We start from the raw sequence: 14,503 nt of genomic DNA on the forward strand, positions 1-14,503 counted from the left end.
AATTACTAAAACGGTCCATATTGGCATTAGAATTGAGTTTGAATATGAAAAAATTTAAGGAGTTTAAATTGTGATCTTTATATATGAAAACCAGTGAAGGACTCTAATGATCCTATCTAAAATAAGGGAAGATTTTCCCGTTAAGTTGAGGAATGACATTCGAATTCGGCCATATAAGGGGAATTTTTCCCCTTAAGCACAGCCAAATGCATCATAGTTGCATCTTTTGAAGAGAATAAGGGGAATTTCTCCTCTTATTTTAGCTATTTTTCATGTATTTTCTTAAATAAGGGGAATTTCTCCCCTTATTTTTCAAAAATGTTCAAGGGGAATAGAGTACTAGAGTAAATCATTCAGTGGGCATTTTTATGCCGCCGAGCTTCTTGAGAATTGTCAGATTGAACATGATGGCATTATTGGAAATCAATTTCGCTATACTCCAGCAAAGTAAATGAAACCGACATCGCCGCTCATCCGTATAGATACTATGCAAAAATAACTACTAGAAGGTGAAGAGTATGGGAAGTATGATTTTATTTTCAATTATTGTCGGCTTGGTGATGGCAGTGCTGCTGGTGCCGCTTCAGGGCGGAGGGAGCGGAAAAAAGGAGAAACGCTTTAATGCAGGTGGAATGGTCGCAGTATTGATCATTACGATTGCAGTGGCGTTCGGTTTCTATTATCTAAGCAACCTGGACCGCAACTTTTCATCTATGTGGATGGTGCTGATTTTTGCCTCGGGCGGTGGAGCGTTATTGGCGGCGGGGAAGGAGCGGCTGATCAAGGGCTCTGTGTTTGTAGTAGCCCTGCTGGCAGGCGCATACCTGCTGACTGCATTCGTTTTCAATGCAGATGAAAAGTTCAAGTCAGCCAAAATGGATGTAAAAACCGAACTTGAGGCGTTTGATGAAGGGCAGACACCGGCCAGTGTGCCGCCGAAATTTGCCCGAAATAAAATGAAAAAGGCCTTTGGGCAGGTGCCGGACACAAGCTATTATGAGCTCGGAAACCTGCAGATTCAAAAGGTAAACGGTGAATATGTGTACATCGCACCAGTGGAATTCTCAGGGTTTTTCAAGTGGATCAAGGGAGATGAAACACCGGGATATTTCACGATCAGTGCAACAGATTCATCAGCCAATCCAAAGTTTGTGAAGGAAACAATGACCTACACCCCTTCGTCCTACTTTAATAAAAATATCGAGCGCCATATCCGAATGAACTATCCTAAAGAGATTTTCAACGGAGATGTGCAGCTTGAAGTGGATGAAAACGGTAAGCCGTATTATGTCCGCACCTATGGAGATTTCATCTCTGCGAGGAACGGCTTTAAGGCAAAGGGCATTGTGGTCGTTGATCCGCAAAATGGAGACATAAAATCTTATGAATTGGCAGACGCACCTGGTTTCATCGATGGCGCTGTATCGCCTGAAACCGTAAGCCTGCAGAACAGCTACTATGGAAACTATGTGCAAGGCTTTTGGAACAGCGTGTTCGGGAAGTCTGAAGTAAAGCTTCCTTCAGATGAAGGGACAGAGGCAAATGTCAGCCCGATTTTCAATGAGAATGGAGAAATGTATTACTTTACAGATTTCACCTCGCCAAAAGAAGGAGTCGACAGCATGCTGGGTTATTCCTTAACCAACTCGAGGACGGGTGAGGCAACCTTCTACACAGGCAATCTGGAAAAATCGTATATGGACTCCCAAGGGAACCTTCAGATCATTGAGAAGAAATTCATTGAGAAAAAATGGAGCGGGGAAATGCCAATCCTGTATAACTTCTACGGTGAAGCGAGCTGGCTGACGCCGGTGCTTGATCCTAACGGCTTCCTGCAGAATTATTTTATTGTTTCGGCAGCCAATCCGGAAATCTCCGTGTATGCCAACACGCCAAACCAGGCGCTCAAACTGTATAAAACAGCCTTGCAACGTGGAGGCGGGAGTGTCGACGGCAGCGGAAAGGCAGAAGAGAAGCAGGTCAGCGGCACAGTCATAAGGGTCTATAAAGAAAAAACCGGCGACTACACGACCGTTTACTTCCTGTTGAATGGCGGAAAAAGCTACATCGTTTCCTCGGAAAACAATCCGATGAGCATCTATCTTAAAGAAGATGACAAGGTGAACGTCACCTATCTTGACACAGGAGAAGGCTTCCTGCCTGTCCGTGAAATGGATATAGAGGGACTTCAGTAAAAGTAGAGTTGTTATCGATTGGCCTGGGAAAACTGAAAAGTCACTTCTGGGAGAAGGAACGAAAATAATATGAAAAAAAATCCTCACTACGCCTTGGTAATAAGGCAATAGTGGGGATTTTTCTCTTTCTGGCTATTGATAATTAACAAAAGCAGGAGCAGGATCCAATTCCAAAACATCCTTAGGCGTCATTAACGGTTCATCCTTTTTGTAAAACACCTTGAACCCGCCATATTGAATAGGCTCCTTCTGCACATGTTCGTTGTAGCCTGCTCTTTTTATCGCCGCCAATCCATGGCCGTCAAAATTTAACGCCACTTCCACATTTTCTGTAGGTTGGATGGCCTCTTTATTGGTAAGGACATGTGTTGAAAATTGATGGACGATGACAAGTTTGTCAGGAAGTCCGTTTTCTTCCACTAGGTTTGATACATATTCAATCGCTTTTTGAATGTTTTGACCATCGACTGTGCCTAAATCCACTCCTGGGATTTCTCCTTCCTGGACACGGAATTCCGTATCAATCGCTAAGTGCACGTAAGGGAGTTTCAGGTATTTTTCCAGCGATTTCACTTGGTTCATGACGGTATCACGGGCCAGTTGTACATCCAGGATCAGCAGGGCATTGTGTTTCTTGGCCAATTTTGCATATTGTTCAATTTTCTCATCCGGTGTCGGGACAATATAATCACCATCTTCCCCGGGACTTCGCTGGGCTACGGTCGAAATCAATTCGATTGCCGGGATTGCTGGCCTTTCAGGGTCAATTTCAGAATAGGCCCTGGTTTGTTCAATCAATTTTTCCATGTACACTTCAGGACTGTATTCTCCTAGAATCCCCATATTAACCGAATTGGGGTGTCCATAATAGGAAACGATTCTATGGTCCTTAAGCGGTCCGTCCGTTAAATCTTCAGCACCTTTTGTCAAGGTCTGGCCTAAAGGAACGCTTCTTTCCGTGTCGCCTCCATGCGCCTGCGTTCTGGGCATTTCCGCCAGCTGTTTATCTGTATAGTTTGTTTTCAGGGGTTGTGCACTTTGGGAAGGCTCGATTGCTTGATAGGACGCTTCAATGGCGAATCTGGGTGATTTTGCTGCCGCCTCAAGGATATAATGCTGCTCACTGAAGGCTAATTTTGATTTGTCATGCAGCCTTGCCGCCTGGCTTGAAGAAGTAACCGTCTGCGAGCAGCCTGTTAACATTAAATACGGTAGGGCTGCAAGGCAAGCCCCTGTTCTGAACATCTTTTTCATTTTATCCCACCTGTTTTTAAAAATATGAATATATCTTGTGTTGAAGGTGGCTTTCACCAACCAATGAAACTTTCAATCTGCAAATCTAGTATAAGTTGAAAACTGTCTCTATTTGAAATCAAAAGCTCTAATTACACTACCCTGATGTAGATTTGAATAAACTTATACCGGGGATAGAGATGGGTCAATCTTAATCATTCGGCAGAAGTGTCTCATATGCAGAGACTTTGTTCTCATTCGTTTATGTTTTGGGTTATCAGTTTAGCCCTGGCTCCATTGCGCCATTTTTTTACAGCAGAGGGAGATACCTGCTCCTGTTCGGCAATTTCACAGATTTTCATCATCCCGATAAAGGTGTAAAGAACCCATTTCGTCTGATTTTCGGTCAACGGTTGGAAATAAGTCAGCAGGGTTTCGGTTTCGAGGCAGCCGGCTTTCGATTCATCCCGAACCTTCTCCCAAAATTCTTCGTCAGGATAAGTGAAGGACTCTGTGCGCTTCGCTTCCCGTTTCAATTCATCTAGCAGCCTTCCACGAATCATCGAATAGGCATAACCGGTGAAACTTCCTTTTTCATCCTCGTACTTTTGCCATGCCTCCCACAGCGCTGTCATCCCAATCTGGTAAAATTCGTCCTTTTCCTTGTAGATATGAAGCGTGTTGATGATCTTATGGATCATTGGCTCATACTGAACATGCACCTCGTTAAATTCTTTCAATTTGCTATCCTTCTAAAAGGCGCGCACTTTTCTTTTATTCCCGGGTGAGTTCAGCATAAGGGAGGGAACGGAGTATGAACAAAGAGATGTGGTGAGACTTTGTTGCGCGAAAGTGTGAGTATCTCTAGGGGAAACTCGCGGTTCTATTGGAGGTAGAGGGTGTTTTGGGTATTTTTTTATTTAGGGTGCCGGCACCAGGCACGAGTGTATATGTGAGGGGAGGTATGGATTTATCGGTCGTTTTCTCAAGTTTATCGGTCAAAGTATTGCCACATTAAATTGTAGTTGTTATAGTGTGTATATAGACATACACACTATAACACTTAAAGGGGAGAATGTAGATGGAGTTTTTTGAATTGTTATGGGCTTATGCAGTGGTGTTCATTTTAGCTGCCATTCCATTATTTGAGGCGTTTGGAGTTATTACTTTGGGGATTTTAGCAGGTCTGCCTGTGCTGCCAGTCGTATTGATCAGTCTATTCGGTAACATATTAACCGTTTTATTATTAATTTTGTTCATCGATAAAATCAGGGAGTGGAGAAGGAAACGAAAAGGCGAGAAACCGGAAAAGCAGCAAAGCAAAAGAGCGGTACGTGCTCAGAACTTATGGAAAAAATATGGTTTGCCGGGGTTATCTTTAATTGGGCCATTATTTGTTGGCAGCCACTTAACGGCGTTCATGTGTGTGACACTAGGCGGACAGAGGAAAAAGGCGACCATTTGGATGGTCACAAGCATCACTGTTTGGGGACTGGTCTTTGCCATATTAGCTCATTATGGTGTTGATTTCTTAGGATATGAGGACAAAGGGATTCTCAAGGATTTGATTGATACGGATTGAAAAATCATTTACAAAGGAGCAGTGGTCTGGAAATGATTAAAGATGCATGGTGGTTGGCTCGTAAAGAATTATTTTTTCATAAAATTCCTTTAGGATTTTCAGTATTAGTAACCATATTTTTTGCAGTGATGACTTCGTTTAGTTTAGAACAAAGCATAGAAAATGTGGCTTATCCTGAAACGGCAGAGGATCAATTCTTCTTTATTGATTTTGTCTTCGTTCTTATTACACCAGGCTTAGCAGCCATTTTTATGTCTGGTCCCTATTTGAGCTTTAGATCAATGAAGGAGGATCCATTCAGTAAGCGGATGGCATTTCTCAGGTCTCTTCCTATCCCGGTTCACGTTCTTTCTTTAAGCCGCACGATCATGATGATCATAACATTATTCATATTGAGCCTTGCTTTCTATACAACGATTACCATCGCATTACATGATCAACTATTCGACTACTTGACATTAAAGGAATATCTCACGTTTATTGGGATGTGGCTGGGATACGCTGCTGCTATAGGAGGATTCAATCCGTATATCGAGTACGGAACGAATGGGAAAGTTTTGCATTCAGTTCCGTATGTGCTTATTGTCCTGATTATTTTTCTATCCTTCTTATTTTACAAAGTTGTTAAACAAGGAATTGTCGAATCAACTATCTTACTTTCAATGAATCAAGGTTGGCCAATCGCCTCACTTTTCCTTATCATTGGAATAGCCGGAATTGTACTATGGAATATCCTTTTAACAAAACGCCTGGCTAGACGAGATTATGTGTAAAGAATGGGGGGGTGTGCATGAAGCTGCCTATTCGTGTTTCAGAGGATAGTAGAGAACCGATATATCATCAAATCGAAACGCAATTGAAAGCTCTGATTGTTGGTGGTCAGCTGCCGCCGGGCGCTCCACTTCCCTCGATTAGAGTATTGGCGAGTGAACTGACATGCAGTTTGATTACTACAAGACGTGTCTATCAGAACCTGGAGATGGGCGGATATATTAAAACCGTGCAAGGAAAAGGCACTTTTGTAAGGGAAATCGAAGAAATTCTTAAACAAGAAACAAAAGATAAAGTTGTTTATGAAGTATTTCAAAAGGCAGTCGAACAAGGAAAACAATTAGGTTCTACAAAGGATGAGATTCGCAGCATTTTCGAAGAAGTGTTAAATACCAATTATGAAGATTCTTAGACGGGGGGATCGGGAATTGAATATCTCTTTATTAGAAGTAAAAGGGCTGAAAAAGAATTATAAGAAATTCAAGTTCGGTCCCATTGATTTCAGCGTGGAAAAAGGAATGGCTGTAGCACTATTAGGGGGCAATGGATCAGGAAAAAGCACGTTCTTTCGATTATTAATGAATATTCTGCAGCCGGAAGCTGGCAGCATTACCTTTTTTGGCAACGACCTGAAAAATAATGAAATGGATGTAAAAAGAAGAATTGGTTTCATTGGAGAAATGTTGGAACCGTTTTCCGCTTTGAAAATTAAAGAAATTGCAAACCTTGTTTCGTACTGGTTTCCAACCTGGGATGATAGTCGGTATCACCATTTCGTAAACAGATATAGAATAGATGAGAATGAAAAATATGGAAAAACTTCAAAGGGTACAAGGAAGAAAGTCGAATTGATTTTATCACTTTCCCATTCTCCAGATATCCTTTTATTAGATGAACCATCAGCAAATCTTGATATTGTTTCACAAAGAAAAATGAAAGAAGATTTGGTTGAGTTTTTAGAGGATGGAGAAAAAAGCATAGTACTGGCAAGCCATCTAATGGACGATGTGAGACACATTTGTGATTATATTTATATATTGGATGATGGACAAATCAATGAGTCTTTTGAGAAAGACGAAATCCAAGAAAAGTGGGCAACATTTTGGATTAATGATTTCCCGGAAGAGTTACTTGATCATCCTAATATTGTTGTGACTAACCGACTGAATAACTCCACACTCCAAGTAGTAACCAATGATTTTCCTACCATAGAAAGAGATTTGCTAGATCGTCATATTTCCATCCACCAAGTCGGCAGATTGACTCTTGAAGAAATAATAGAATATATCATTGATGGAGATAGAAGTTTGAACATGTGATGAGAGTGAGGTTTTTCTTTAAGAATCGCTTGATTTCATGGGAAAGGTGAACAGGCCCATATTCTCAGCTAAACTGAAAAGAAAACGGCTATTTATCACCTGCAGAGGGAAAGCTGCTCATTGACTCTTCAAGAGAGTTCATCAGCAGCTTTTTTTGGTTCATGGATGAATTTTTTCTGAAATCGGTTGCAAATTGACTTCTTTCAGGTCCACTTATAGAAATAAAAGGCCTCTCTCTAATCTGGTAATATCCTATTCACCTTCCTGAAAAATGTCGTTGGCTTTTCTGAGGCAAAACAGGGCACACTTGCCGGCCTATGGGATAGATAAGAGTGGTAATAGCGTTTAATAAAAAATTCTCCCTTCCTGATAGGTTAAAAGATTTTGCCTATAACTTCATTTTCGTTGCAGCCTGAGCTATGGTTTGTGAAGGAAATAAATTAACCTTTCTAAAATAAAGGAAAGTTTTTCCGTTAAGTTGTGGAATAGATTCGATTTTAGATATTTAAGGGAAATTTTTTCCCTTAAGCACATTGAAATGAACAATTTACGCATCTTTTAAGAGATTAAGGGAAATTTCTTCTCTTATTTTAGCTGTTTTTCCTGCTTTTTCTTAAATAAGGGAAATTTCTTCCCTTATTTTTCACAAGTGTTGAAAGAAATAAATAGCTGGAGTAAATCATTCATTGTGCCGTTTAGGCCGAGCCCGGCATGAGAGGCTTCCAGCCGCAGAGCAAACCACCAGTTCACACCGGTGGTTTTAATTTAAGGAATAAAGTGATTTTTCCTAAGAGTTCAATGGACAAGATTACAGGTCAAATTTCACTTGATTTTCCTCATTATCAGAAAGGAACCTCCGTCGAGTAATATCAGTTTTTGAAAATAGTAAAAATTTTGAAACTTTACGACGTTTTTGGTCGTAAATAAAATCAACGCATAAACTTCATTTCATCAATAACCAACAAGGAGGGCTATTACATTATTAAGAAAATAGGAATTACATTATCTCTTGTTTCATTACTATTTATTATGGCGGCATGTACTTCTCAGAATACTGAACAGACAGTTGAAAACCAATCTGAGGAACCTGCTGCTGCAAATGTTCCCGTCAAACCGAAAACCGAGAAACCTTCTGAATCAATAGAGGGAGAAGATGGAACGGTCATTTCATTCCAACAAATAGAAGTTAAGGGACTGAACCCTGATGTAAATGCATTCCAAATGATGTATTGGAGTGAAGGGGTCGAAACAGCGGCTTATGTAACTGTTCCTAAGAAAACGGGGTATTATTATTTGAATCTGATGTGTCACGGCGGCTACGTATATCCCTTGGATTTATCAAGTATTCATGCACTTCCCAGCGGCTTGGTACTTAATGCGGAAACAATGATCAGTGATGCGCACAGCGAGTTAGTCACCCTCAGCCCTTTATACCGGGGTTACGGGGACAGCAAGGGAACGGTAGGCGGTTTGAATGGTGCTGTTCTTGATACCAATCATGCCATTGACGCTATACAGTCTTATTTTAAAGAAGGGAATATGGAGAGTACGATAAAATCTGGTTACATTAGTACGAACGGTATCACACTAGGCGGGGGAGTAGTGCTGAAGTTGTCCGAAATGAGAAATGATATTGGCAATGTTGTCGCAATTAATCCATATGTCGGCCTTGACCTCTTATACCCTTGGGCAGAGAGTCATCCGGAAAACGACTGGAATGAAGGATTCTTAGAAACGTATCATGAGGAATTCGGAGAGTTTGACCCCGATTCTCAATTTGTGAAGGACGAATCGATACAACTATCACGAAGCTTTATCCCCACATTGATTGTACAAGGACAAAAGGATGAAGTTGTGAATTGGGAGCTTACACAGACATTCTTTGAAAAATTAAAAGAGACAAACCAAAATGAACATACCAACTATGTGCTCATACCAGAAGGTGATCATGAATTGACAGAGCATCAAGCAGAGTTGATTCAAATTACAGATGATTGGTATAAAGAAATTAGCGGAAGGTGATAACTTTTCTTGCATCTTTAGGAGAGACAGAAGGACAGGTTACTGGTTTTGATTTGGAGTAGAAATCCATCTATGAATCTACTATATTGCCAGTTTGCACTTGCTGATTGATGAGTGTTGCTGGAGTTCCGTCACCTTGTTATTTCTTTTTGTCTCTTCTTATAATAATAACTGTCGCCAATACAATAATGAGTAAAAACATACCATTAGCCATTTGTTCTCCTCCTCTCAGTGAGTCCTCACATCCGCTTGATCACACTTCCCTCTGGAATTTCTTGTCATGTTTCTTTCATGACATGGCGAAAGACCAATGGGGTGAAAAGGGATAAAAGCAGAACGCACAATGTTATCCACCATCCCAGCGATTTGAATATGTCCTCTGGAAGAATAAATGAGTACCCTAAATAGGATAAGAATAAAACCCCTTGAAGAACCTTCAATGTTTTGGCATCGGCTTCATTTTTTTCAGCTACAAGTCTCTCATCCGTCTCAGCTACAATTAATTGAGGATTCTTTTTTATCTTGATTAGTTTAAGGGAAGAGGCTAGAGCAGCACTAAAGGGAATAAGCGATAAGCCTAATAGGGCCTTGTTGTTAGTGAAGTAAGTTTCCGTTATTTCGAAAGTGAACCAAGTGACAAAGAGGGCAATACCAGCAAGTAACGATACGCTGATGACTAATTTTGTTTCCTTAACAACTTTTTTGGCAATCACCTTTCATTCCTCCCAGAATAAATCATCTAAAGTTTTATTTAAGGCCTTACATATTGCCTTACATAATTTCAGACTCGGGTTATAGTTTCCAGCTTCGATTAGATTAATGGTCTGCCGAGTGACTCCAACGATATTTGCTAACTTTTCCTGAGATACATCAGCTTCAACTCGCGCGATCTTTATTTTTCGGTTTTTCAAAAAAATTCATCTCCTCCTCATTCAATATATTATTCAGTACATTACAAAATGTCATTTATAATTGACATTTTGTAATGTACTTCAAACGGTCTCCTTTTTCGGTACAATAGGGACTGGTTTATTTTCCGATTTTGTAAGTTTTGCCTTTATATTTCTCCCCATAAAAATAAAAGGATCGCCAAGATTAGATTGGCAATCCTTTTTAGATGATTTTTTTCATGATATACACATAGTAATACTCTACATTTTCTTGCTTTGCACAAGAAGTTTGGATTCTCCTGTACGCTCCCATTCTTCAACAATTGTATTTTCATTTCCATGACCATTGGCTTTCTCCGCAGCTAAGGCATCTGCTTTGGTAACATGGACTGTTCCAAATGGATGATTAGGAGGAGCATAAATCGAATAAAGTTTCAGTGGACTGTTTCCAGTATTCGTTACATTATGCCAAGTTCCAGCTGGGATGATTAGGGCAGAATCATCATACACATTTCTTTCAAAGTTTAGATTGTTTTTACTTTTTCCCATTTGAACAATCCCTTGTCCTTGTTCAATCCGCAAGAATTGACAACATCAGGATGCATTTCCAAACCGATATGATCGCCAACATCGATGCTCATTAAAGTGGTCTGTAAATGTGTTCCAGTCCATATAGCCGTGCGATAATATAAAATTATCCTATGCACTTGTTAAGAAAGTGTACTTTAAGGAAATCAAAGAAGCAGAGGGATTGCCTGTCTCAGGAATGTATTGATTATAATAATATTATGTATACTAAAAAGGAGATAGATAGGCAAATTCACTGCCGTTTGTCTGGGTCCCTTTTTGCATTATTCATTTAATAGAAAAAACGAATGTTTGGTTTTAGATTCAGTTCATACTATGTAACAAGCTCTTAAAAGTGGTAAGCTAATGATTCAGTGTACTGACTTATAAGATGAATCTCGGAGCAGGGCACGTGCAATATAACAGGAGGTCTATCAATGAATATAGATAATAACGATATATTAATTCGATTACGATATGCACTGGATATAAAAAATACAGAGATGGTGGACATTTTCAAGCTTGGCGGGGTGGATTTGTCTAAAGAAGAAGTGATGAAGGTACTGACAAAATCAGTGGACGATCTTGCTATAACGGAAAATCATATAGCATGTGATGATGAAATGTTCGAGGCATTCCTAAACGGTTTCATTACTTTTAAAAGAGGAAAGCAGGATCCGAAGCCTGGCCAGCCAGAACGACCGGCCATAACCTATGAACACGTGAATAATCTGCTGCTTAAGAAAGTGAAGATTGCGCTCTCGTTAACGAGTGAAGATATGATTGAAATCTTGCAGGATGCAGGTGTGACGGTCACCAAAGGGGAGATGGGCGCCATTTTACGAAGAGAAGGCCATAAAAATTACCAGGTGTGCGGTGATCGATATGCCCGAAATTTCTTAAAAGGATTAACGATCAGATACAGGGGTTAAATCATGAATCATACTTTTTCAGGTGAGACGATACGATTTGATATTAAATATAAGAACCGGAAATCCATCGGTATTTATCTTGACAGTTATGGAAGTGTGGAGGTGCACGCACCTAAAGGGACGCCTGACGAGTCTATCCTCCGAGTAGTAGAGGATAAATGGGAATTGATTCTTGAGAATTCGAAAGAAAGGAAGGACCGCCTGAAGGGAGAACAGGAAAAAGTCTATGTTCAGGGTGAGCCTTTTCTGTATTTAGGAAAGGCTTATCCCATAGAAGTCCATCAGGATCCAGCTATCCCCCAAGATCATATCAAGTTCGATGAAAAGGCAATCCATGTATTTGTCAAACAGCTCGAGGATGAACGTATCAAACAGGCTTTGAAACGATTCTATTACCAGCAGTGTAAAGCGTTAGTGGAGAAGAGTATTGCCATCCATCAACATCACTTTAAAACAAAACCGCATTCCATCCGTATTACTGACAGCAAAACAACATGGGGAACCTGTGATGGGAGAAGGAAGCTGACCTTCAATTGGAAGCTTGCCATGGCTCCCCGGGAAGTGATCGATTACGTGGTCGTTCATGAAATGTGCCACATGGTCCACCTCAATCATGACCGGTCCTTCTGGCGTCTTGTAGGAAAGATCGTGCCGGACTATAAAGAGAAAGAAAACTGGCTGGCAGCATCCAGTTGGAAGATGACGGTGTAGTGAGGTTTGCAGTAGGGCGTACTAGGGGCCAAACCCCCGGTGCGTTAAAGCGGTAAAGAGAAGGGGGGAAGGGGCAGGTTTACTGACCTTTTTTTCTTGGTCCTGAACCCCCCTGGCAATGACGGGGTCCAGAGAGCTTGTAGAGTGGTAAAAAAAATTCTCCCTTCATGAAAGGATAAGCAGTTTTCCTTCACTTCGTTTCATTGTATTGTAACAGGAGGGATGCCCTGTGAAGGACATTAATAATCTTATCTAAAATAAGCGGAATATTTCCCGTTAAGCTGTGGAATAGCATTCGCCTTAGGGTATATAAGGGGAATTTTTCCCTTTATTCACAGCCAAATGAACCATTTTCGCATCTTTTTAAGAGAATAAGGGGAATTTCTCCGCTTATTTTAGCTGTTTTTTGTGTTTTTTCTTAAATAAGCGGAATTTCTCCCCTTATTTTTCAAAATTTTCAAAGGGAATAAATTGCTAGAGTAAATCATTCATTGGGTGGCTATATATGGGTACTAGGGGCCAGACCCCAGGTACGTTAAGCGCTAAAGTGAAGGGACAAAGGGACAGAATATTTCCTGTCTTTTTTATTTGCAAAAATTGCCTCTTATAGACACAAGGAATAAAAGGGTGCTTCTGAAACGGTGTGCAGTAGAAAAGCCATGGATAATAATTAATAGGAGATGAAGAAGAAAAAGCTAGCATTACAAGAATACAGCAGTTAATCTTGAGTACTTTACATCAGTAAGTGAGCAGGATTAGTAGAGGAAGATCATGTTATAATTAATGAAAAATATGAAAATTAAGGTGGGGGTACTAGTGACAAACAACGAACTTTTAACTGCAATAAAGGAAAAGGTTACGCTTTTTGGATAGGGGCTGTTTCGATTGAATGTTGGAGAGGTATTTTTTGTATTTATTCAGCTGTAAAACGTTTGAAAGGGTCCAATAAAAAAAGAGGTATCCTGAACAAAGTAAAAATCGTTCCTACAACCGCTTCAACTTTGGACTCGCTTTTCCAATTGGTAGATATGCTTATCCATAAGAGTGAGTCTGCTGTTAAGGTAATCAAATTCATTTTCAGTGTACTTTCTGGTAATCTTTAACATACCAAGTACATCCTCTGTTTGGGAAACATCAATTCTGTTTACAGTTTTCTCTACTCGATCGACAGTTCCTTCTAGTCTTTCCATATTTCCTTCGACCCGACCGACAGTTCCTTCTAGTCTTTCCATATTTCCTTCTACTCGTTCCACAGTCCCTTCTAGTTTTTCCATATTTCCTTCTACTCGTTTTACAGATCCTTCTAGTCTTTCCATATTTCCTTCTAGTTTTTCCATATTTCCTTCTACTCGTTTTACAGTACCTTCTAGTCTTTCCATATTTCCTTCGACTCGATCGACAGTTCCTTCTAGCCTTTCCACATTTTCATCTACTCGCTTAACGGTTCCTTCTACTTTTATTAGTCTCTCATTCATGACAAACAACAACTCTTGCCCTTGTTTTAGTTCATGCATAATCTGTTTTAGTGTTTCTTCCATTTTCAACACCTCCTTTAGGTTGTATTATATCACACGATGTGCACCGTAAATTATGCATTTTTAAATCAAAAAATAGGATTCGACCCCTCGGTATATAAATGGCCAGTCGCTTTAAGCAACTGACCATTATTCCTGAAGGGGAAAGTCAAGGGAATCAGATATTTTCTATCTTGATCGTATTAAAGAACTCCGAGTAATCATATAAACGATAATCAGCAACCTCACAATTTCCCTGAAAAATGCACGTCTTGATCCCTAATTCCCTGGCCGGCAGCAGGTCAAGTTCTCTGTCGCCGATGGCTAAATCAATGGCATGTTTATCATGTAAATACTTATAGGAAGCAGAATGGGGTTTACGGGGGAAGCCGTCGTCAATCGTCACGATATCATCGAAGTACTTTTCCCATCCATAGTGTTGTAAAATCTCCATCACGCCGGCTCTGTCCTTGTGGGTCATGATGACATTTTTGTCAGCTGACTTCAGCACTTCTTCGACATGTTGAAATGGGGGCATGTCCTCAGGGGCCAATTGGCTGCGCAGCTTTTTCATTTCTTCTTGTTGATCCTCTGAAACGTTATAGTGCTCCAGTGCGTGTGGGTACGTAACTTTTAGCTTCTCATAGATTTCCTTTTCATCCTCTGTTCCTCCCAAGACCTTGGAGAAGACTCTGGTGTAAGCTGGATATGTATCAAATAATGTCCCATCGAAGTCCCATAGAATATTCATTGTATCATCCTCCTAA

At 40.4% G+C, this 14,503-nt stretch carries 14 protein-coding genes and 1 pseudogene; 8 read left to right on the plus strand and 7 right to left on the minus strand.

All coding sequences use genetic code 11. The features are described 5' to 3' along the window. Window positions 1-518: 518 nt before the first annotated feature. Window positions 519-2,195 (plus strand): hypothetical protein, encoded by a 1,677-nt coding sequence (locus tag M1E09_RS10600; protein WP_456274790.1) that lies wholly within the window; start codon window positions 519-521, stop codon window positions 2,193-2,195. Between the two features lie 132 nt (window positions 2,196-2,327). Here M1E09_RS10600 and M1E09_RS10605 read toward each other — a convergent pair whose 3' ends face one another. Continuing rightward, window positions 2,328-3,449: a hypothetical protein gene (locus M1E09_RS10605; protein ID WP_456274791.1), complete on the minus strand. Its 1,122-nt coding sequence runs from the start codon at window positions 3,447-3,449 to the stop codon at window positions 2,328-2,330. 233 nt (window positions 3,450-3,682) lie between these two features. After that, a complete protein-coding gene (locus tag M1E09_RS10610; protein WP_456274792.1) occupies window positions 3,683-4,168 on the minus strand; it encodes a sigma-70 family RNA polymerase sigma factor in 486 nt (161 codons plus the stop codon). Window positions 4,169-4,509: 341 nt separating this feature from the next. Between M1E09_RS10610 and M1E09_RS10615 the strand changes: the two genes are divergently transcribed. The 5 genes from M1E09_RS10615 (at window position 4,510) to M1E09_RS10635 (ending at window position 9,122) form a co-directional block, all read left to right on the plus strand. After that, window positions 4,510-5,010, plus strand: a complete 501-nt coding sequence (locus M1E09_RS10615; protein ID WP_456274793.1) for a small multi-drug export protein — start codon at window positions 4,510-4,512, stop codon at window positions 5,008-5,010. Between the two features lie 32 nt (window positions 5,011-5,042). After that, complete coding sequence (locus M1E09_RS10620) at window positions 5,043-5,783, plus strand: hypothetical protein (protein WP_456274794.1); 741 nt, start codon at window positions 5,043-5,045, stop codon at window positions 5,781-5,783. A 17-nt stretch (window positions 5,784-5,800) separates the two neighbouring features. Beyond that, on the plus strand, window positions 5,801-6,193 hold the full coding sequence (locus M1E09_RS10625; RefSeq protein ID WP_456274795.1) for a GntR family transcriptional regulator: 393 nt from the start codon (window positions 5,801-5,803) through the stop codon (window positions 6,191-6,193). A gap of 16 nt (window positions 6,194-6,209) precedes the next feature. Then, window positions 6,210-7,100, plus strand: a complete 891-nt coding sequence (locus M1E09_RS10630) for an ABC transporter ATP-binding protein (protein WP_456274796.1) — start codon at window positions 6,210-6,212, stop codon at window positions 7,098-7,100. A 1,029-nt stretch (window positions 7,101-8,129) separates the two neighbouring features. Continuing rightward, entirely contained in the window at window positions 8,130-9,122 is a 993-nt protein-coding gene (locus M1E09_RS10635) for an alpha/beta hydrolase family protein (protein WP_456274797.1), read from the plus strand. Between the two features lie 278 nt (window positions 9,123-9,400). Here the strand turns inward: M1E09_RS10635 and M1E09_RS10640 are convergent, their stop codons facing one another. From M1E09_RS10640 to M1E09_RS10650, 3 genes and pseudogenes are all read right to left on the minus strand, one after another. Beyond that, complete coding sequence (locus M1E09_RS10640; protein ID WP_456274798.1) at window positions 9,401-9,835, minus strand: hypothetical protein; 435 nt, start codon at window positions 9,833-9,835, stop codon at window positions 9,401-9,403. Between the two features lie 3 nt (window positions 9,836-9,838). Then, complete coding sequence (locus tag M1E09_RS10645; RefSeq protein ID WP_456274799.1) at window positions 9,839-10,033, minus strand: helix-turn-helix transcriptional regulator; 195 nt, start codon at window positions 10,031-10,033, stop codon at window positions 9,839-9,841. Between the two features lie 240 nt (window positions 10,034-10,273). Further along, window positions 10,274-10,698: pseudogene (locus M1E09_RS10650) on the minus strand (cupin domain-containing protein); the annotation flags it as partial. A gap of 318 nt (window positions 10,699-11,016) precedes the next feature. Here M1E09_RS10650 and M1E09_RS10655 point away from each other — a divergent pair. Together M1E09_RS10655 and M1E09_RS10660 are read left to right on the plus strand one after the other, a co-directional pair. Then, window positions 11,017-11,511 (plus strand): DUF1456 family protein, encoded by a 495-nt coding sequence (locus M1E09_RS10655; protein ID WP_456274800.1) that lies wholly within the window; start codon window positions 11,017-11,019, stop codon window positions 11,509-11,511. 3 nt (window positions 11,512-11,514) lie between these two features. Beyond that, the gene (locus M1E09_RS10660; RefSeq protein WP_456274801.1) at window positions 11,515-12,222 is read left to right on the plus strand and encodes a M48 family metallopeptidase; all 708 of its coding nucleotides are present in this window, start codon (window positions 11,515-11,517) and stop codon (window positions 12,220-12,222) included. 995 nt (window positions 12,223-13,217) lie between these two features. On the opposite strand, the gene M1E09_RS10665 is transcribed toward M1E09_RS10660, so the two are convergent. Next, window positions 13,218-13,760, minus strand: coding sequence for a hypothetical protein (locus M1E09_RS10665; RefSeq protein ID WP_456274802.1), 543 nt, complete (start codon window positions 13,758-13,760; stop codon window positions 13,218-13,220). Between the two features lie 154 nt (window positions 13,761-13,914). Further along, entirely contained in the window at window positions 13,915-14,487 is a 573-nt protein-coding gene (locus tag M1E09_RS10670; protein ID WP_456274803.1) for an HAD-IA family hydrolase, read from the minus strand. Window positions 14,488-14,503: the final 16 nt, after the last annotated feature.

This window comes from Bacillus sp. AK031, from assembly GCF_053903065.1.

Bases quoted from the DNA above. Each gene is read 5' to 3' on its own strand.
- M1E09_RS10635 (WP_456274797.1), top strand. From the start codon at position 8,130: ATGGCGGCATGTACTTCTCAGAATACTGAACAGACAGTTGAAAACCAA.
- M1E09_RS10670 (WP_456274803.1), bottom strand. From the start codon at position 14,487: ATGAATATTCTATGGGACTTCGATGGGACATTATTTGATACATATCCA.
- M1E09_RS10655 (WP_456274800.1), top strand. From the start codon at position 11,017: ATGAATATAGATAATAACGATATATTAATTCGATTACGATATGCACTG.
- M1E09_RS10665 (WP_456274802.1), bottom strand. From the start codon at position 13,760: ATGGAAGAAACACTAAAACAGATTATGCATGAACTAAAACAAGGGCAA.
- M1E09_RS10625 (WP_456274795.1), top strand. From the start codon at position 5,801: ATGAAGCTGCCTATTCGTGTTTCAGAGGATAGTAGAGAACCGATATAT.
- M1E09_RS10620 (WP_456274794.1), top strand. From the start codon at position 5,043: ATGATTAAAGATGCATGGTGGTTGGCTCGTAAAGAATTATTTTTTCAT.
- M1E09_RS10605 (WP_456274791.1), bottom strand. From the start codon at position 3,449: ATGAAAAAGATGTTCAGAACAGGGGCTTGCCTTGCAGCCCTACCGTAT.
- M1E09_RS10600 (WP_456274790.1), top strand. From the start codon at position 519: ATGGGAAGTATGATTTTATTTTCAATTATTGTCGGCTTGGTGATGGCA.
- M1E09_RS10615 (WP_456274793.1), top strand. From the start codon at position 4,510: ATGGAGTTTTTTGAATTGTTATGGGCTTATGCAGTGGTGTTCATTTTA.
- M1E09_RS10660 (WP_456274801.1), top strand. From the start codon at position 11,515: ATGAATCATACTTTTTCAGGTGAGACGATACGATTTGATATTAAATAT.